Source organism: Serratia sp. G204Y (assembly GCF_051172435.1).
In the GTDB taxonomy this organism is placed as follows: Bacteria; Pseudomonadota; Gammaproteobacteria; order Enterobacterales; family Enterobacteriaceae; genus Serratia; species Serratia sarumanii.
In genome coordinates this window covers 1,121,210-1,139,811 of record NZ_JBPIZA010000001.1, presented here as the reverse complement: position 1 = coordinate 1,139,811, position 18,602 = coordinate 1,121,210, and the positions used below count along the sequence as shown (strand labels likewise).

Here is an 18,602-nt window from a genome sequence, read left to right as displayed (position 1 = left end):
TATCCTATCGCCAATCAGTATTAAGGCGCGCGCCGCCCGCATGGTATTTGTCAGGCATATCTGATGAGGAAAGGAGCGGGAAAATGGCTTATGCCTTGAGCATATTGGAAAAGAGTCCGATCGCCGACGGGGAAAGCGCCGCCCAGGCGCTGGCGCGCACGCTGCATCTGGCGCAACAGGCGGAACGCTGGGGCTATCGGCGTTTCTGGCTGGCGGAGCACCACAACACGCCGCAGCTCGCCTGCCCGTCGCCGGAAGTGCTGATCGGCTACCTGCTCGGCCAGACGTCGCGCATTCGCATCGGCTCCGGCGGCGTGATGCTGCAACACTACAGCGCCTACAAGGTGGCCGAAAACTTTAACCTGCTGGCGGCGTTGGCGCCGGGGCGCGTCGATCTCGGGGTGGGCAAAGCGCCCGGCGGGCTGCCGCTCGCCACCCAGGCGCTGCAGGCCGCCCATGACCGGCAACACAAACCGGCTTTCCCGCAGCAGCTGTCGCAGCTGACCGCCTATCTGAACGACGACGCCGAGCCCGGCCTGAGCGCCACGCCGCTGCCGCCGCACGGCGCTCAGCGCTTCCTGCTCGGCGCCAGCAAAGAGAGCGCGACGCTGGCGGCCGAATCCGGCTGGATTTTCGTGTTCGCCGCGCATCTGAACGGCAATCCGCAAGATATCAGCGCGGCGCTGGCGCACTACGCCGCACACAGCGGCGGCCGCAAGGCGCTGCTGGCGGTAGCGGCGATCGTGGCGCCAAGCGCGGAACAGGCCGCGGCGCTGGCGGCGGATATACAGCAATACCGCGTCCACGTCGCCGGTGAGCAGAGCGTGACCGTCGGCAGCCTGGCGCAGGCCGAGAGTTTCGTGCAGCAGGCCGGCGCCACCGACTACCGCATCGAGCCGCGGGAAAGCCATATCCTGCTCGGCACCGCGCCGCAGGTGCATCAACAACTGGCGCAGCTGCAGCAGCGGTACGGCGTGGACGAGTTCATCATCGACACGCCGATCGCCGAACCGAGCGCCCGGCTCACCTCACTGCAGCTGCTGGCGGAGGAGAGCCTGACGCCGGCCTAGTTGATCGCCGTACTGGCCCGCATGGCGTCGGCCAGATCCTGCGCCAGAGCCGCCAGTTGCGCCGGCGCCACGTTGGCCAGGCTGACGCGGATCGCAGGATCGCTCTTCAGACGAAAAGGCTCGCCGCCCTGCACCAGCCACCCCCGCTGCGCCATCAGCTGCGCGGCGGCGGTTTCCGACCGCACCGGCAACCACAGGTGCAGCCCTTCACCTACCGCCAGCGCCGTGTGATTCAGCGCGTTGAGCCGTTGCACCAGTTCATCCCTTCTGGCCTGATACGCCTGCTGCGCCCGCTGCAGCTGCCCTTCCTGCAAGGCCTGCCCCCACAGCCTGGCGGCGATCTGCTGCAAGATATGGCTGACCCAGCGCTCGCTGATGTACTGATCGGCGCGCATTGCCTGCAGCAACGTCGGGTTGCCGCAGGCCAGCGCGATGCGCAGATCCGGGCTGAGAAACTTGCTCAGCGACAGCACGTACAGCCCGCGATCGCCGTCGAACGGCAGATGCAGCGGCTGCTGCGACAGCGGCCCCCAGAAGTCGTCGACGATCGCCAGACACTGCGGATTTGCGCTGAGAAAACGCCGCCACTGCTGCGCGCGTTGCGCAGAGAGCGAGGCGCCGGTCGGATTGTGGGCGCGCGGCGTCAGGATCACCGCGCCCGCCGCTCCGCTTTCCGGCAACCGACACCCCTGTTCATCCATCGCCAGCGGCAGCGGCCGCAGACGCAGGTGGCGCAGCAGCGTCAATAGCGGCGGCCAGCAGGGATCTTCCACCCACACCGCCGCGCCCGGCTGCATATGGCAGCGCAGCGCCTTTTCCATCGCGTCCAGCGCGCCGGAGAACACCGCCGGTTCCCCCAGCGTGACGCCCTGGCGGCCGAGCCACTCGCGCCCCAGGCCGGTCAATACCGGCAGATCGCCGCTGATGTCATAGCCGTTTTGCTGCGGGAACGCCTCCGCCGCGCCCAGCGCCAACGCCGGCAACAATGCGGCATCGAGATTGCCGCTGGCCAGATCGCACATCCCCGCCGGCACCTGGCGCGGCGCATAGGCCGCACTCACCGCCGCCAGCGGCGGCTCCAGCACCACCGTTCCCGCCCGCCCGCGCGTCGCCACCAGACCGGCATCGCGCAATCGGGCGTATGCGCTGGCGACGGTATTCGGATTGACCTCCAGCTCCGCCGCCAGCTGGCGTACCGGCGGCAACAGCTCGCCCGGCCGCAGCGCGCCGTCTTTGATGCGTGCGGCGATCTGCTCGGCAATCTGGACAGCGCCGCCGCCTTTTGCATACAATGAAGTCATACATAAATCCTTTTGTACTAGTTCAAAACAGATTAACAGCTTCCGCGGCCAAAAGTAAGGGGTTCCATGGATAAACATTACGTGCTCGACATTCAGTATGCAGGAAAGGCCTTTGCCCGCCTGCAGATGTTCACGCCCTGGGCGGCCGATCAGCTGGAGCAGGCGTGCGCGCTGTTCCCGGCCGCGCAGGGTTATCAGGTACAGCTCAGCCAGGTCAGCGAACGCCGCATCGTCTACCAGAGCGGCGCGCAAGGCATCGCGGTGCTGGGCGAGTCGCTGGCGCTGACGCCGTTCACCCACGCTCACGAGGTTAAACAATGAAAAAAGCCGTCGCCATTCGACACGTCAATTTTGAAAACCTGGGCATCCTCGGTTCCCTGCTCTCGCTGCGCGGCTATCAGATCGACTATTACGATGCCGGCCGCGATGATATTCGTGCTATCAATAATGAAGAGACCGATCTGTTGGTGGTGCTCGGCGGGCCGATCAGCGCCGCCCAACACTTTTCCGGCGCGCAGCGCTATGATTTTCTCGACCATGAATTGGCGCTGGTCAAACAGCGGCTGGCGCAGCGGCGGCCGACCCTTGGGGTGTGTCTCGGCGCGCAGGTGATCGCCCAGGCGTTGGGCGCTGACGTGATCTCGCTCGGCGTCAAAGAGATCGGTTTCACCCCGCTGACCACGCTCACGGCGCAAGACGACTCGGTGCTGGCACCGCTGGCCGATACGCCGGTGCTGCATTGGCACGGCGATATGTTCACGATCCCGGAGGGCGCCCGCTGCCTGGCCGGCACGGCGGTTTGCCCGCATCAGGCCTTCGACTATCAGGGGTTCGCGCTCGGGCTGCAGTTCCATCTGGAGGCGGATCATCGCGATATCGAACGCTGGCTGATTGGCCATGCCTGCGAACTGGAACTGGCCGGCATCGCGCCCCAGAGCCTGCGCGAACAGGCGGCGCGCCACGGCGCACAGCTGGAACAGCGCGCGCGGCAGGTGTTCGCCCGCTGGCTGGATAATAACGAACCAAGGATGTAACTCATGCAACAGACTTCACCCTTGCGATCACCGTCCATCGACGTGATCAGCATTCAATCTCAGGTGGTCTACGGCAGCGTCGGCAACGGCATCGCCTACCGCGCCCTGCTGAAAAAAGGGCTGGAAGCGCTGCAGGTGCCCAGCGTGCTGTTCGGCTGCCCGCCCTATTACGGCAAGCCGCACGGCGGCGTCATCTCCGGCGAGTGGTTCGGCGGCTTTCTCGACGATCTGATCGCCCGCGGCGTGATGAAGCGCGCCCGGGCGGTGATCGTCGGCTATCTAGGCGACGTGATGCAGTGCCATATTCTGGCCAACTGGCTGCAGCGGGTGCGCGCCCTCAATCCGCAGATAAAGATCTATATCGATCCGGTGATGGGCGATTACGGTGAAGGGATCTACGTGGATGAGCGCATCGTCAACTGCTATCGCTCACCGTTCCTGCGGCTGGCCAACGGCCTGACGCCGAACGGTTTCGAACTGGAGCAGCTGTGCAGCCGGCAACTGAGCAGCCAAGAGCAGACGCAGCACGCCGCGCAGGCGCTGTTGAACGACACCACCGAATGGGTGCTGGTCACCAGCGCGCCGGGCGTGGCGCAGCACGAAGACGAAGTGGGATTGATGCTGGTCACCCGGCAGGAAACGCGGTGCTTTACCCATCCGAAGGTCAAATCGGCGGTCAAAGGCACCGGCGATCTGTTCGCCGCACTGCTGGTGAGCCATCTGCTGCACGGCGCCGCGCTTGACGCAGCCGTGGTCGCCGCCGGCGGCGAAGTGTGCGACGTGCTGGCCGAAGCGGCGCATTTCGGTTGGGAAGAGATCGGCAGCCTGCGGGCGTTACAGCCGTAAGGCCAGTGGAGAGTCAGGGGCAGCGTGCCGCCCCTGATAAATATCAGCGTTTTTTCTTTTTGTTGAAATCCAGCTCGAAGGCGAACACCGCGCTTTGAATTTTGCGCTCCATCGCCAGCCCCAGCTTGAGGAAACGGCACGACAGGCGCGAGAAGTGCACCACCTGATCGTTATCGTCGGTTTCCTGATCGTCGTTGACTACCACCAGCTCCATGTTGACCTTGAAGCTGCCGTAGCTGCCCAAATCCAACTCCGCTTTCTTGAACTGCAGGCCCGGCTGGAAGAAATCCGGCAGCGGGCCGTCGAAACGCAAACCGACGCCGCCGGCGGACAGATCGTGGATCCGCAGCTCATAAGGCGTGCCGTCCGGGTATTCGCCGGTACAGAAGAATTGGCGCCAGTGCGGCGTGGTGATGCGGAACTGGCGGCGGCGCTGGATGTAAACCAACTCCTGCGGCAGCCGGGTCGAGCAGGCCTGGACGCCCTGATGTTCGGTCAGCTCCGCCTGGCCGACGGAAAACTCGATTTTGGCGTCGTTGCTTTCAATCACGATGGTGCAGGCGCCGTCGATGGCGTTTTCCGCTTCCTCACCGCTAAACACGATATTGTCCGGCCCGACGCTCAATAACAGACTTTGAAACCGGTGCTGCTGATTTTCTACGCGCAGCGGCGTGCGTTGTTTGCAAATTTCACGCAGAATCGCCAGAACTTCAAAACGCTCCCGTTTGATAAACAGTCCGTTATCGCTGTGCTCCACACGTCTCTCCTGACTTTTTTTCTAATGACGTATTACGTATTCCTTACGGTTATCATCTCTGGGAATATTCCTAAAGTCAAATTTGCCAGCGCTGCCAGGCCTGCGGCAGCAGGCGTGCGAAACGTTTCGCCCACGCCTGTTGCCCACGTTCGTCGGCGATCAGATCCTGGCGGATTTCGATGCCGACATAAGGCAAACCGCGGCGTTCCGCATGGACCGGCAACGTGTAGTCGGTGGCATCGGTCATCGCATAGGGTTCGTTGATCCCCACCTGCAAATCTCCCTCTTCGCGCAGCAGCTCGGCTAGCAGATGGGCAAATTCCGGGTAACGGTTAAACAGCAGCCCCACCTGCCAGGGGCGCGATGCCCCTTTGAACACCGGCGTGAAACTGTGCATGGCGATCACCGCCGTCGGCAGTTCGCGCAGTTGGCGTTGCCCCAGATGATCGTCGATGGCGTGGTGATACGGCAAAAACACCTCGCGCTCGCGCGCCAGCGCGTGCTCGGCGTCGATACCGATATTGCCGGGGATCGGCGTCAGCTCGGACAAATGCGGGATCGAGCTGGCGATGCCGGGCGCCCGGTTGCAGTCGATCACCAGCCGTGAGTAACGCTGGTGGATCAGCGTGGCGTCCAATTGGCGGCTCAGATGGCGCGACACGCTCAGCGCGCCGATGTCCCAGCCGATGTGGCGTTCGATCTCCCCCGGCGGCAAACCGAGGTCGCCGAGGGATTGCGGGATCGCCTTGCCGGCGTGATCGCACAGCAGCAAAAAGGGCGCTTTGCCGCGCGGGATTTCAACGGCGGCGGCAGAGGGTTCGTCGGCGGACAATAACGGCGGGATAAACGAGTGAGGCATGACGGGCTCCGGCGGTGGAAAGCAAAACGTTTATCGTAGCGCTATCCCGTCGCCGGCCCCAAGGTCGTGCTTAGATCAAAAAGGCATGAGTCAGACTGTAGTCATGCCGTCTCGGCTGGCTGCGGCTGGTGCACCGCGATATAACGCTGATACCGCGACGGCTTGAGCCGCGTGGTATCCACCAGCACCAGCCCGTCGATGCAGTTGTTGAAAGCCGGATCGGTGCCGAAGTCGATAAACTGTACCCCGCCCGGCTCGCACAGTTCGGTGTACTGCTTGTACAGCGTCGGGATCGAGCAGCCGATATTGCTGAGCAGGCTCTTGAGCCGCACCAGATCTTCCTGGTAGTTATCCCCGGCAAACTGCGCCAGCACCTGCGGCAGCGACGCCGGATAAGGCCGGCGCGATTGCGCGAAGGCGTGGTCCGGCGAGAAATAGAGCCGATAGAAGGCGATCAGCAAATCGCGCGCCGCCAGCGGCATGCCGCCGGAGATCGACACCGGGCCGAACAGATAGCGATACTGCGGGTATTTCGCCAGGTAGGCGCCGATGCCCAGCCACAAATAGTCCAGCCCGCGCTTGCCCCAATAGGCCGGCTGAATGAAGCTGCGCCCCAGCTCGATGCCCTGCGCCAGGATCGGCTCCATATCACGATCGTAGTGGAACAGGCTGTTGCTGTAGATGCTTTCCAGCCCTTTGCGTTCGATTTGTTCGGCGGTGGGGATAAAACGATAGGCGCCGACGATCTCCAGCTCCTCCTCATCCCACAGCACCAGGTGGTAGTAATCGTCGTCATAGCTGTCCAGATCGCGGCGGCGGCCGGAGCCTTCTCCTACCGCGCGGAAGGCGATCTCGCGCAGACGCCCCAGTTCGCGCAGGATCGGCGTGCGCGCTTCGTCGTGGCGGCGATAGAGGTAGATGGTTTTACCGTCCGGCGTTACCCCCAACCGCTCGCAGTTCGCCAGCGCCTTTTTCAGCTCCAAACGCTCTTCCGGTAGCGCGATCGGCGATTCGCTGGCGAACAGCCCCGGCTTGCCCTGCCCCAGGCGATACACGTGGCGGCGAAAACGCTCCGCCAGATCCTTGGCGCTGGTGTGGCCGTCGTGCCAGCTGGCGAACGGCACGCGGCCGCCGACGCGGATCTTGATGCGCCCGCCCCGCTGCTGGAACATTTCGCGCACCAGCAGCAGCGTCGACAGCGGCCGGTAGACCAGCGAGGTAAAGTAGAACAGGTTGCTGTTGCGCGCGCTGATGTGGATCGGCACGATCGGCGCGCGCGCCTTGGCGGCCAGGCGCAGAAAACCGGTATGCCAGTGGCCGTCGCGGATGCCTTTCGGGCTCATGCGCGACACTTCGCCGGCCGGGAACAGGATCAGCGCGCCCTGATTGTCCAGCTGCCGCTGCATGCCTTCAATCTGTTTGCGGCTGGTTTTATAAGCGACGTTATCCACCGGCACGAACAGGTTGCGCAGCGGTTCGATGTAGGTCAGCAGCTGGCTGGCCACCACTTTCACATCCGGGCGCACCGCCGCGACGGCGCGCAGCAGCACCAGGCCGTCGAGCGAGCCGATCGGGTGATTGGCCACCAGCACCACCGGCCCCTGGCTCGGGATGTTTTCCAGATCGCCGTCCACCAGCTCGCAGCTGAGGTTGAAGTAGTCCACCACCTGCTCGATCAGATCGAGCCCTTTCAGGTGGGGATAGTCGGCGGCGAACTGTTTGAATTCTTTTTCGAAGAGAAGGGTTCTTAGCAGGCTGCGCTGCCAGGCAGGGGTATTGCGGTGTGGAAATGCATCTTGCAACAGAGAATCCAGGCTGAACATCGCGTTATCTCCTGACGTAGTCGCTGCAAACTTAAGCCAGAGCCGTGACTCTGACGTGTCAGTTACATGACAATAAAATGAATCCATCGACTATCAGGTATAGCAAAGTAATGAAGAATTGGGAGCGAAAGACGCATTTTCGTCCCCACTTGCCCTCACATCGGCGCCGGTAGCGGCGTACGCGGAACAGCACGGTTACGCGCGCCGGCATAAAAAAACAGTGAAAGCCCGGCGATTGTCGAATTACCGCTGCGGCTTTCGTCATCGGCAGACTGAATAAATAGACGCCGAGAATTGTCGACTGATAAATAACGAATTTGCCGTTTTCACTTTGCGTTAACACCGCTTTCGCTTGCCGCTCAATCGAAAGTAAAAATAAATATAACCAACTGATAGATATAAGTATTTTTAAAATAACCGATTGCATTTCAGCGTTTCGTTTGCTGTAATTCGCCATAACTAACTGAAAGCGTTCCGGTCGGTATCGCCGCGGCTTATTAAGCCGTGGTCGGGCACGGCTACCGGTAAATCAGGAGTTTGCGTTAATGCCCAATACCGCAACACGCCGGGAATTAATTATCGACCCGCAGCAGTGCAGGATCGGTGCTTGCCTACAGGCGCTGCACCATTGAGGGAGCGACGTGATTATCGCCGACCGTTAACCAAGGCTTTTAAGGAGTTGTCATCATGAACGCGTATTTCTCTTACGAGGCGGATTGGCTGAAGCAGCGCAACGCCTGGCACACCGCCGCAGAGATTTGGCAGCAGCCGGATCTGTGGGCCGCGCTGCACCGGCAATTGCAGGATCAACAGGCGCAGTGGCAGCCGTTCCTGGCGCCGCTGCTGGCCAATCCGCGCCTGCAAATCGTACTGTGCGGCGCCGGCAGCTCGGCGTTCGCCGGCCGCGCCCTGGCGCCCTGGCTGCGCGAACGAACCGGCCGCAACGTGGCGGCCTACGGCACCACCGATATCGTCGCCAATCCGTTGCAGTATCTCGACCCTGAGCGGCCGACGCTGCTGGTCTCCTTCGCCCGCTCGGGCAACAGCCCGGAGAGCGTGGCGACGGTGGAGCTGGCCGACCAGCTGCTGCCGGAAAGCTATCACCTGATGCTGGTCTGCAACCCGGACAGCCGGCTGGCGCAGTATGCGCATCGGCGGGATAACGTCTGTTCGCTGGTGATGCCGCAAGGCTCCAACGATCAAAGCTTCGCCATGACCTCCAGCTTCAGCTGCATGATGCTGAGCGCCGCGCTGTTGCTCGGCCCGGCTTCGCTCGAGGCCGCCCAGGCGCCGCTCAACGCCATGGTGCAGCGCTGCCGTACACTGCGCGAAACGCTGCAGCCGCAGGTGAAGGCGTTGGCCGCCAGCGGTTTCCTCCGTTATATCACCCTCGGCGGCAGCTGTTTTACCGGCCTGGCGGAAGAGGCCTCGCTCAAGATGCTGGAGCTGACCGCCGGCCGCATCGTTACACGCTACGACTCGCCGCTCGGCCTGCGCCACGGCCCGAAATTCATGGTCGACGGCCAGACGTTGGTGGTGCTGATGTTCTCCCGCGACGACTACGCCCGCCAGTATGACCGCGATCTGTGGAACGAACTGCAGCGCGACGGGCTGGCGATGCAGTTGGTCGGGTTGACCGGCGAGCGCCAACCCCTGTCCGATGCCCTGCTGTATATGCACGACGCGGCCGATGATATCTGGCTGCTGTTCCCGTATCTGCTGTTCACCCAGATGCTGGCCTTCGAGAGTTCGCTGACGCTGGGGCTGACCCCGGACAATCCTTGCCCGACCGGCGAGGTCAACCGGGTGGTGAAAGGCGTGACGATTTACCGTTTTCCTTCCCCGGTGCTGTAAGGAGATCCTATGTATCTGATAGCCAACCGAGAAATGCTGCTCAAGGCGCAGCGTCAGGGTTACGCCGTCCCGGCGTTTAACGTCCACAATCTGGAAACCGTGCAGGTGGTGGCGGAAACCGCCGCCGAACTGCGCTCCCCGGTGATCATGGCCGGCACGCCCGGCACCTTCAGCTATGCCGGCACCGACTACCTGATCGGCATTTGCCAATCTGCCGCGCACCGCTACGATCTGCCGTTGGCGCTGCATCTGGATCATCACGAAGCGCTGGACGACATCGAGCACAAGGTGAAAAGCGGCATCCGCTCGGTGATGATCGACGGTTCGCATTTGCCGTTCGAGCAGAACATCGCCAAGGTGGCCGCCGCAGTGGCCCTGTGCCATCGCTACGGCGCCAGCGTGGAAGCGGAGCTGGGGCGCCTGGGCGGGCAGGAAGACGATCTGATCGTCGATACGGCGGACAGCTTCTATACCGACCCGGCGGCGGCACGCGAGTTCGTCGCCGCCACCGGCATCGATTCGCTGGCGGTGGCGATCGGTTCCGCCCACGGCCTGTATCACGGCGAGCCGAAGCTGGACTTCGAGCGCCTGGCGCTGATCCGCGAACAGGTGGACGTGCCCCTGGTGCTGCACGGTGCCTCCGGTATTCCGGAAGAGATGGTTAAGCGCGCGATCTCGCTCGGCGTCTGCAAGGTCAACGTCGCCACCGAATTGAAAATCGCCTTTGCCGATGCGGTGAAAAGCTACTTTTCACAGCACCCGGATGCCAATGACCCGCGCAAATACATCGTCCCCGGCAAGCTGGCGATGAAAGAAGTGGTGGCGGAAAAGATCCGCATCTGCGGCAGCAGCGGTATGCTGTAACCCCCCGCTCGCCCCCGGTTCCTGCGGTTGCGGCACGGGGGCGAAAACATCCCGCCCTTTCCCGCTTTCCTGAGAGAACGATCACAGCCTTTTACCCTGCCCGCGCCGGAAACCATTAACCGGTCTTCACTATGATCCAAATCATGGTTTTACCCACCCTACCTCCTTACTATCAAATTCATTGAATGCAGGCAGTGGGATTTTTGCCCATCCGTTTTTATTTCGCCAGGCGAAATAGCTTATTTGATGAAAACAAGGGCGCTTGTTTTTAATTGGCAGTGTTTTTTATTCTGAGAGGAACAGCGTATGAACCATTACTTAGCCGTATTAAGCGCATTGGTCATTCTGCCCTTCGCTCTGCAAGCAAAACCGCTTTCCGGCAGCCAGGTCGCCTCCGGCGTCGTGCGCTTCACCGGCGCCATTACCACCCCGGCCTGCACCATCACACATCAGGATGAACAGCTTGTCTCCAACTGCTTCGGTAAAGTGACGGAATATCAGAACGGATATATTTCCTCTTCGTTAAAAGAGATGCCAAAAGAATTAGTCTCTGCCGTCACCAGCGAAATAGTGAATAACGATCCCCATTTAAAGCGCGTGACCATCAGCTATAAGTAACGCCAACGCGTTAATGCCTGATGAAATAATAAACAAAACACAACTTGCCTTGATTACTTATAAATTTATTTTATAAATTCATCGAACAATGACTCCACGGCTTACCCTGAGCCGGCTATTTGGGCAACCCTGCGGTTGCCCATCAGCATGTCCGAAATCCGCCATCGCTTCCCCCGCTTTCATGCGATAATCGCCATACCAAACCGAGGAGTGATCCAGATGCAGACTTTTTTGATTGATCGTACCGCCACGCCGGTGGGAGAACTGGTGCTGATTGCCGATGAACAGGGGCGCCTGCGGGCGATTGACTGGACCGATCACGAAGCGCGCCTGATGAAGCTGCTGAATACCCACTACCGCGCCGATCGCTTCATCCTGCGCGAGCAGCGCGATCCCGGCGGCCTGACCGATGCGATGCAACGCTATTTCGCCGGTGAGCTGAGCATTATCGATCGGCTGCCGGTGATGACCGCCGGCACCGAGTTCCAACGCACCGTATGGCAACAGCTGCGCCAAATCCCGTGCGGCGAGATCCTGACCTACGGCCAGCTGGCGCAACGCATCGGCCGTCCGACCGCCTCGCGCGCGGTCGGCATGGCCAACGGTTCGAATCCGATCAGCATCGTGGTGCCCTGCCACCGGGTGATCGGTTCGCAGGGCGCGCTGACCGGCTATGCCGGCGGCGTACAGCGCAAGCAGTGGCTGTTGCAGCATGAAGGCTACCTGCCGAAAAGTTTGCTGTAGCCGCGGCGATGAGCTCATCCAGCGCCATTGTTTGGCGCTGCTTAATAAAGCACGTTGCTCAACGCCGCGCTCGTCCCCGCTTTGGCACTATCAATAACTTGTGTGAATAAAACGCATAAGTCACAAATAATGCTCATAACTTCAGTCCCATACAGAATAATCGGCGGCATGTGTGCGCAAAATTCGCACACAATACCCCTATTCATGCTAATGCCACCCTTATCAGCTGCTGCAAAAGATGTTAAAATTGACTCATATCAATTATTGAATGAGCGTAATCTATGATCCCGGAAAAACGCGTGATTCGTCGTATCCAGTCTGGTGGTTGTGCGATCCATTGCCAGGACTGCAGCATCAGCCAGCTGTGCATTCCTTTCACCCTTAATGCCCACGAGCTGGACCAGCTCGACAACATTATCGAGAGGAAAAAGCCCATCCAGAAAGGCCAGACCCTGTTCAAGGCCGGCGACGAGTTGAAGTCGCTGTACGCGATCCGTTCCGGGACCATCAAAAGCTATACCATCACCGAGCAAGGCGACGAGCAGATCACCGGCTTCCACCTCGCGGGCGATCTGGTGGGCTTCGACGCCATCGGCGGTCTGAAGCACCCGAGTTTTGCCCAGGCGCTGGAAACCTCGATGGTGTGTGAGATCCCGTTCGAAACCCTCGACGATCTGTCCGGCAAAATGCCTAACCTGCGTCAGCAGATCATGCGGCTGATGAGCGGCGAGATCAAAGGCGACCAGGACATGATCCTGCTGCTGTCGAAGAAAAATGCCGAAGAGCGCCTGGCGGCGTTCGTTTACAACCTGTCACGCCGCTTCGCGGAGCGCGGCTTCTCACCGCGCGAGTTCCGTTTGACCATGACCCGCGGCGACATCGGCAACTACCTCGGCCTGACGGTGGAAACCATCAGCCGCCTGCTGGGCCGCTTCCAGAAAAGCGAAATCCTCAGCGTGAAAGGCAAATACATCACCATCGAAAACGCCGACGCCCTGTCGGTGCTGGCCGGTACGCCGCGCATCAACGTGTCCGTTAACGCCTGATTCTCCTGCCGGATCAACATTTCACTGAAATTGTTGATCCGGCGCCGCTTCTGTTGTTGTTCTGTTTTTCAATGTTGGGTTACTCTGTAAATTAACAGACTGTTGATTTCAGCTGTAAGGAGGCCCTATGGCGAAGTATCAGAATCTTCTGGTGGCTATTGACCCCAATCAGGACGACCAGCCGGCATTGCGCCGCGCCGTGTACCTGGTGAAACGGAACGGCGGGCGCATCAAAGCCTTCCTGCCCATTTATGACTTCTCTTACGAAATGACGACCCTGCTCTCCCCGGACGAAAGAACGGCGATGCGGCAAGGTGTGATCAGCCAACGCGCCGCCTGGATCAACGAGCAGTGCCGCTTCTATCTCAACGACGGCGTGCCGATCGAAATCAAAGTGATCTGGCATAACCGCCCCTTCGAAGCCATCATTCAGGAAGTGCTTTCCGGCCAGCATGATCTGCTGCTGAAAATGGCGCACCAGCACGACCGGCTGGAGTCGGTGATCTTCACCCCCACCGACTGGCACCTGCTGCGCAAATGCCCTTGCCCGGTGTGGATGGTGAAAGACCAGCCCTGGCCGGAAGGCGGTAAAGCGCTGGTGGCGGTCAACCTGGCCAGCGAAGAACCCTATCACGATCCGCTCAATATCAAACTGGTGCAAGAAACCGTCGAACTGGCGCAGAACGTCAACCAGACCGAGGTTCACCTGGTCGGCGCCTATCCCGTTACTCCGATCAACATCGCCATCGAGCTGCCCGATTTCGATCCGAGCGTCTACAACGACGCCATCCGCGGCCAGCATCTGATCGCCATGAAGGCGCTGCGGCAGAAATTCTGCATTAAGGAAGAGTTCACCCACGTGGAAAAAGGCCTGCCGGAAGAGGTGATCCCCGATCTGGCCGAACACCTGCAGGCCGGCGTGGTGGTTCTGGGCACGCTGGGCCGCACCGGCATTTCGGCGGCCTTTATCGGCAACACCGCGGAACATGTGATCGACCATCTGAAATGCGATCTGCTGGTGATTAAGCCGGAGAACTTCAACTGCCCGATTGAGACGGATGAAGACGATGAGCACGACGACGAAGATTAACCCTCGCGCATAAAAAACGGGCCGCTTAGCGGCCCGTTTTTTTGGTTGCTCACTTACTTCTGCAATGCCCGCAGAATCGCTTCCACGCTGTCTTTGGCGTCGCCGAACAGCATCTGAGTGTTCTCCTTGAAGAACAGCGGGTTCTGCACGCCGGCGTAGCCGGTGTTCATCGAGCGTTTGAACGCGATCACGTTCTGCGCCTTCCACACTTCCAATACTGGCATGCCGGCGATCGGGCTGCGCGGATCCTCCAGCGCCGCCGGGTTCACCGTGTCGTTGGCGCCAATCACCAGCACGGTGTCGGTATCCGGGAAATCTTCGTTGATTTCATCCATCTCCAGCACCACGTCGTACGGCACCTTCGCCTCCGCCAGCAGCACGTTCATGTGGCCCGGCAAACGCCCCGCGACCGGGTGAATGCCGAAACGCACCTTCACGCCGCGCGCCCGCAGTTTCTCGGTGATTTCCGCCACCGGATATTGCGCCTGCGCCACCGCCATGCCGTAACCCGGGGTGATGATCACCGAGGTGGAGTTCTTCAGCTGCTCGGCCACCTCTTCCGCCGTGGTTTCACGGTATTCGCCCATCTCTTCGGCGTCGCCGGTGGACGAACCGTCACTGCCGAAGCCGCCGGCGATCACGCTGATAAACGAGCGGTTCATCGCCTTGCACATAATGTAAGACAGGATCGCACCCGAAGAACCCACCAGCGCGCCGGTGACGATCAGCAGATCGTTGCTCAGCATGAAGCCCGCCGCGGCGGCCGCCCACCCCGAGTAGGAGTTAAGCATCGATACCACCACCGGCATGTCGGCGCCGCCGATCGAGGCCACCAGATGCCAGCCGAACGCCAACGCGATCGCCGTCATCAGCAGCAGCGTAACCACCTGCCAGCCCACGCTGTCGGTACGCACGAACGCCACCAGCAGCAGGAACGAGATCACCAGCGCCGCCAGATTCAGCTTGTGGCGGTTCGGCAGCATCAGCGGCTTGGAAGAGATGATGCCACGCAGCTTGCCGAAGGCGACGATCGAACCGGTGAAGGTGACCGCGCCGATAAAGATGCCGAGGAACACTTCGGTCAGATGGATGTTCGCCATCACCGGCTCCATCGGCGCGCCGTGATCCAGGTAGCTGTTGAAGCCGACCAGCACCGCCGCCAGGCCAACGAAGCTGTGCAGCACCGCCACCAGTTCCGGCATTTCGGTCATCTCGACCTTCCTGGCCAGATAGACGCCGATCGAGCCGCCGATGATCATGGCGATGATGATCCAGCCGACGTTGCCGGAATCCGGCCCCAGAATGGTGGCGATCAGCGCGATCGCCATGCCGGCGACGCCGAACAGGTTGCCCTGCTTCGACGTTTCATGGCGCGACAGGCCCGCCAGGCTGAAAATAAACAAAATAGCGGCAACAATGTATGCAGCTGTAACCAATCCTCCAGACATTTGCTACCCCTTAGTTCTTGCGGAACATCTTCAGCATGCGCTGAGTGACGGTGAACCCACCGAAAATATTGATGCTGGCGATCAGCACGGCGATAAAGGAGAGGAAACTCACCCAGCCGCCATGGCCGATCTGCAACAGCGCGCCGACCACGATAATCCCTGAGATCGCGTTGGTGACCGACATCAACGGGGTATGCAGCGCATGGCTGACGTTCCAGACCACGTAGTAACCGACCACGCAGGCCAGCGCGAACACGGTAAAGTGCGACAGGAACTCTTTCGGCGCCGCGTCCGCCAGCCAGCCGAACAGCAGGATCGCCAGAGCCATCAGGCCGTACTTCAGCCACGGCGAGGTCGGTTTGGCTTCGGGTTTGGCGGCCGGTGCGGCGGCGGGGGCCGCTTTCGGCTGGGCGGAGACCTGGATCGGCGGCGCCGGCCAGGTGATTTCACCGCTGCGCACCACGGTAACGCCGCGGATCACCGTATCGTCGAAATCGATGTCGATCTCGCCGTTTTTCTCTTTCGACAGCAGCTTCAGCAGGTTGACCAGGTTGGTGCCGTACAGCTGCGAAGATTGGGTCGGCAAGCGGCTCGGCAGATCGGTATAGCCGATGATTTTCACGCCGTTGTCGGTCACGGTAATGGTGTCGGCCACGGTCAGCTCGCAGTTGCCGCCGGTTTGCGCCGCCAGATCGACGATCACGCTGCCCGGCTTCATCGACGCCACCATCTCTTTGGTGATCAGTTTCGGCGCCGGTTTACCCGGGATCAATGCGGTGGTGACGATGATATCCACCTCCGCCGCCTGCGCGGCGAACAGCGCCATCTCGGCCTTGATAAAGGCTTCGGACATTACTTTGGCGTAACCGTCGCCGCTGCCCGCTTCCTCTTCAAAATCCAGCTCGAGGAATTCCGCGCCCATGCTCTGCACCTGCTCTTTCACTTCCGGGCGGGTATCGAAGGCGCGCACGATGGCACCGAGGCTGCCCGCGGCGCCGATCGCCGCCAGGCCGGCCACGCCGGCGCCGATGATCATCACCTTGGCCGGCGGCACTTTGCCCGCGGCGGTGATCTGGCCGGTGAAGAAACGGCCGAACTCATGCGCCGCTTCGACGATCGCGCGGTAGCCGGCGATGTTGGCCATCGAGCTCAGCGCGTCCATCGACTGGGCGCGCGAGATGCGCGGCACCGAGTCCATCGCCAGCGCGGTGACATTGCGCGCCGCCAGCTTGGCCATCAATTCGGGGTTTTGCGCCGGCCAGATAAAGCTGACCAGCGTGCTGCCTTCGCGCATCAAGGCGATCTCGTCGTCTTGCGGCGCGTTGACTTTCAGAATCAGATCCGACTGCCACACTTCGCTTTCGTCGACCAGCGCCGCGCCGGCGGCCTCGTAGGCGACGTCCTCAAAACTGGCCAGTTTGCCCGCCCCGCGTTCAATCGCGACGGTAAAACCCAGCTTCAGCAGTTGTTCCACCGTTTTCGGCGTGGCTGCGACCCGGGCTTCATTGGCCAACCGCTCTCTTGGTACACCAATACGCATAATGTTCCCTTCTCACCTGTCTTGGATGATGTTTATTATTTTCCTGCCCATAGCACGGCGTCACCGGCGGGCGTGGCATTAACTTGCCCGCACTGATTTCAGACGCCAACTATAACCTACTGAAAATAAGGTCGATGATCCATAATTGCTTACGCATTCAGCTCTGTTTTTACATAAAAACGCCGCGCGTGATATGACAAATCGCAATTTACTGTGAAAAAATCCATACAGAACAGCGCATTCTGCGTGACAAGAGATTTACGCCCGGCGTAACGATTTATGGCCATGCGCGGTGTAAAAGCATAAAAGTTATCATTTTGTGAATAATTAACATTAATGACACCAAAGCCGTTATTATGGAAACTTATGGCTATGGCGCCATCCGTGCGCCCGGCGTCACCGTCGGCGATTTGTCGCACGGGATAACATAAAATGCTGAGACAGTTTTCAGAATTACATGTAATAATCGACGGCTGAATTACACTTAAACAGTTCAGTACGTTATAAACGTTAATGCGCTAGGCGAAAGGATTTTTTATGAAGCTGAAGACCACGATCATCGCGTCAGCCTTGTTATCACTCACCGCGCTGTCTGCTCATGCGGCGCAAGAGTTAACTCCTGAGAAAGCAGCGGCGCTGAAGCCGTTTGATCGCATCACGATTACCGGCCGCTTCAATGCCATCAATGAAGCCGTCGACGCCGTATCCCGCCGTGCAGACAAACTGGGTGCCGATTCCTTCTATATCCAGGACAGCAACAACAGCAACAACGGCGGCAACTGGCGCGTCACCGCAGACCTTTATCATAAAGATGCGCCAGAAGTGAGCAAAACACCAAAATACCGCGTATTTAACGGCGTGAACGAACTGCCTAAAGAGGAAGCCTATCTGCTGGAGCCTTACGATACCGTGAGCGTCAGCGGTTTCTACCGCAGCCAGCCAGACATCAACGACGCTATCTCCAAAGAAGCGAAGAAAAAAGGCGCCGCCTCGTTCTTCATCGTGCGCCAGGTTGACGCCAACTCCGGCGGCAACCAGTTCGTTACCGCCTACATCTATAAGGCCGATGCGCCAAAACGCCGCGTGCAGAGCCCGGATGCCATTCCGGCCGATTCTGACGCCGGCCGCGCCGCGCTGGCCGCCGGCGGCGCCGCTGCCGCGAAAGTCGAAATTCCTGGCGTCGCGTCTTCCGGTTCGCCAAGCCGCGAAGTGGGCCGTTTCTTTGAAACCCAGTCTTCTACCGGCCAACGCTATACCGTCACGCTGCCTAACGGCACCAAGATCCAGGAAGTGAACAACGTGACCGCCGCGCAGATGGTGCCGTTCGATTCCGTCACCTTCACCGGCCACTTCAACAGCATGACCGATGTCTCCACCGAAGTGGCGAAACGCGCGGCCGAGAAAGGCGCCAAGTACTACCACGTCACCCGCCAGTGGCAGAACAAGAGCGGCGGCAACCTGACCGTCAGCGCCGATCTGTTCAAATAAAACCCGCTTTTCGGTTTACCATCGGGCAGCCCTTGAGCTGCCCGTTTTTATTGCCGCTTTTTTCATCGTGCGTTGAATAGTTTTTTGTAAATTCCGCATATTCAATCATTGCATCTCTAATCATCCCTCCGTAAAATTTGCGCCAATTTTTAGGGCTATTGTCTATTCGCGCAGTGGTAGTTAATACATTGTTGCCACCAAGCAGTTCCCTTCCAGTTGT

General features: G+C 60.2%; 17 protein-coding genes. 11 read left to right on the top strand and 6 right to left on the bottom strand.

Annotated features, from left to right (window positions below; all coding sequences use genetic code 11):
• The first annotated feature begins 83 nt into the window (after window positions 1-83).
• The gene (locus tag ACSBQQ_RS05565; RefSeq protein WP_033653083.1) at window positions 84-1,070 is read left to right on the top strand and encodes an MsnO8 family LLM class oxidoreductase; all 987 of its coding nucleotides are present in this window, start codon (window positions 84-86) and stop codon (window positions 1,068-1,070) included.
• On the opposite strand, the gene ACSBQQ_RS05560 is transcribed toward ACSBQQ_RS05565, so the two are convergent.
• The gene (locus ACSBQQ_RS05560; protein WP_039565988.1) at window positions 1,067-2,371 is read right to left on the bottom strand and encodes an aminotransferase class I/II-fold pyridoxal phosphate-dependent enzyme; all 1,305 of its coding nucleotides are present in this window, start codon (window positions 2,369-2,371) and stop codon (window positions 1,067-1,069) included. The two genes, ACSBQQ_RS05565 and ACSBQQ_RS05560, sit on opposite strands and share 4 nt — an antisense overlap.
• Window positions 2,372-2,437: 66 nt before the next feature.
• Here ACSBQQ_RS05560 and ACSBQQ_RS05555 point away from each other — a divergent pair, with 66 nt between their 5' ends.
• From ACSBQQ_RS05555 to pdxY, 3 genes are read left to right on the top strand one after another with little or no spacing between them, the layout of a single operon-like run.
• Window positions 2,438-2,692, top strand: coding sequence for a hypothetical protein (locus tag ACSBQQ_RS05555; RefSeq protein WP_033634636.1), 255 nt, complete (start codon window positions 2,438-2,440; stop codon window positions 2,690-2,692).
• Complete coding sequence (locus ACSBQQ_RS05550; RefSeq protein ID WP_039565986.1) at window positions 2,689-3,405, top strand: glutamine amidotransferase; 717 nt, start codon at window positions 2,689-2,691, stop codon at window positions 3,403-3,405. Before ACSBQQ_RS05555 ends, ACSBQQ_RS05550 begins: the two co-directional genes overlap by 4 nt.
• Before the next feature lie 3 nt (window positions 3,406-3,408).
• The gene (gene pdxY / locus ACSBQQ_RS05545; RefSeq protein ID WP_060426107.1) at window positions 3,409-4,251 is read left to right on the top strand and encodes a pyridoxal kinase; all 843 of its coding nucleotides are present in this window, start codon (window positions 3,409-3,411) and stop codon (window positions 4,249-4,251) included.
• 43 nt (window positions 4,252-4,294) lie between these two features.
• Here pdxY and ACSBQQ_RS05540 read toward each other — a convergent pair whose 3' ends face one another.
• From ACSBQQ_RS05540 to olsF, 3 genes are all read right to left on the bottom strand, one after another.
• The gene (locus tag ACSBQQ_RS05540) at window positions 4,295-5,008 is read right to left on the bottom strand and encodes a flagellar brake protein (protein ID WP_025302950.1); all 714 of its coding nucleotides are present in this window, start codon (window positions 5,006-5,008) and stop codon (window positions 4,295-4,297) included.
• A 76-nt stretch (window positions 5,009-5,084) separates the two neighbouring features.
• Complete coding sequence (locus ACSBQQ_RS05535) at window positions 5,085-5,867, bottom strand: N-formylglutamate amidohydrolase (RefSeq protein WP_033634640.1); 783 nt, start codon at window positions 5,865-5,867, stop codon at window positions 5,085-5,087.
• 101 nt (window positions 5,868-5,968) lie between these two features.
• Window positions 5,969-7,690, bottom strand: a complete 1,722-nt coding sequence (gene olsF, locus ACSBQQ_RS05530; RefSeq protein WP_043147518.1) for an ornithine lipid synthase OlsF — start codon at window positions 7,688-7,690, stop codon at window positions 5,969-5,971.
• A 687-nt stretch (window positions 7,691-8,377) separates the two neighbouring features.
• Between olsF and ACSBQQ_RS05525 the strand changes: the two genes are divergently transcribed.
• From ACSBQQ_RS05525 to uspE, 6 genes are all read left to right on the top strand, one after another.
• Window positions 8,378-9,544, top strand: a complete 1,167-nt coding sequence (locus ACSBQQ_RS05525) for an SIS domain-containing protein (RefSeq protein WP_033648418.1) — start codon at window positions 8,378-8,380, stop codon at window positions 9,542-9,544.
• Between the two features lie 9 nt (window positions 9,545-9,553).
• Window positions 9,554-10,408: a tagatose bisphosphate family class II aldolase gene (locus ACSBQQ_RS05520; protein ID WP_033648419.1), complete on the top strand. Its 855-nt coding sequence runs from the start codon at window positions 9,554-9,556 to the stop codon at window positions 10,406-10,408.
• Between the two features lie 306 nt (window positions 10,409-10,714).
• Window positions 10,715-11,026 carry a hypothetical protein gene (locus tag ACSBQQ_RS05515; RefSeq protein WP_033648420.1) on the top strand — a complete coding sequence of 104 codons (312 nt, stop codon included), beginning with the start codon at window positions 10,715-10,717 and terminating at the stop codon, window positions 11,024-11,026.
• A 219-nt stretch (window positions 11,027-11,245) separates the two neighbouring features.
• A complete protein-coding gene (ogt, locus tag ACSBQQ_RS05510) occupies window positions 11,246-11,770 on the top strand; it encodes a methylated-DNA--[protein]-cysteine S-methyltransferase (RefSeq protein ID WP_048321621.1) in 525 nt (174 codons plus the stop codon).
• 281 nt (window positions 11,771-12,051) lie between these two features.
• Window positions 12,052-12,816, top strand: a complete 765-nt coding sequence (locus ACSBQQ_RS05505) for an FNR family transcription factor (RefSeq protein WP_033634646.1) — start codon at window positions 12,052-12,054, stop codon at window positions 12,814-12,816.
• Between the two features lie 127 nt (window positions 12,817-12,943).
• The gene (gene uspE, locus ACSBQQ_RS05500) at window positions 12,944-13,906 is read left to right on the top strand and encodes a universal stress protein UspE (protein WP_060387793.1); all 963 of its coding nucleotides are present in this window, start codon (window positions 12,944-12,946) and stop codon (window positions 13,904-13,906) included.
• A 53-nt stretch (window positions 13,907-13,959) separates the two neighbouring features.
• Here uspE and pntB read toward each other — a convergent pair whose 3' ends face one another.
• Window positions 13,960-15,354: a Re/Si-specific NAD(P)(+) transhydrogenase subunit beta gene (gene pntB / locus ACSBQQ_RS05495; protein WP_033634648.1), complete on the bottom strand. Its 1,395-nt coding sequence runs from the start codon at window positions 15,352-15,354 to the stop codon at window positions 13,960-13,962.
• Window positions 15,355-15,364: 10 nt separating this feature from the next.
• Window positions 15,365-16,894 (bottom strand): Re/Si-specific NAD(P)(+) transhydrogenase subunit alpha, encoded by a 1,530-nt coding sequence (pntA, locus tag ACSBQQ_RS05490; RefSeq protein WP_004938288.1) that lies wholly within the window; start codon window positions 16,892-16,894, stop codon window positions 15,365-15,367.
• Window positions 16,895-17,431: 537 nt separating this feature from the next.
• On the opposite strand from pntA, the gene ydgH reads away from it, so the two are divergent.
• Complete coding sequence (ydgH, locus tag ACSBQQ_RS05485) at window positions 17,432-18,382, top strand: DUF1471 family protein YdgH (RefSeq protein WP_004938291.1); 951 nt, start codon at window positions 17,432-17,434, stop codon at window positions 18,380-18,382.
• The last annotated feature ends 220 nt before the right edge of the window (window positions 18,383-18,602 follow it).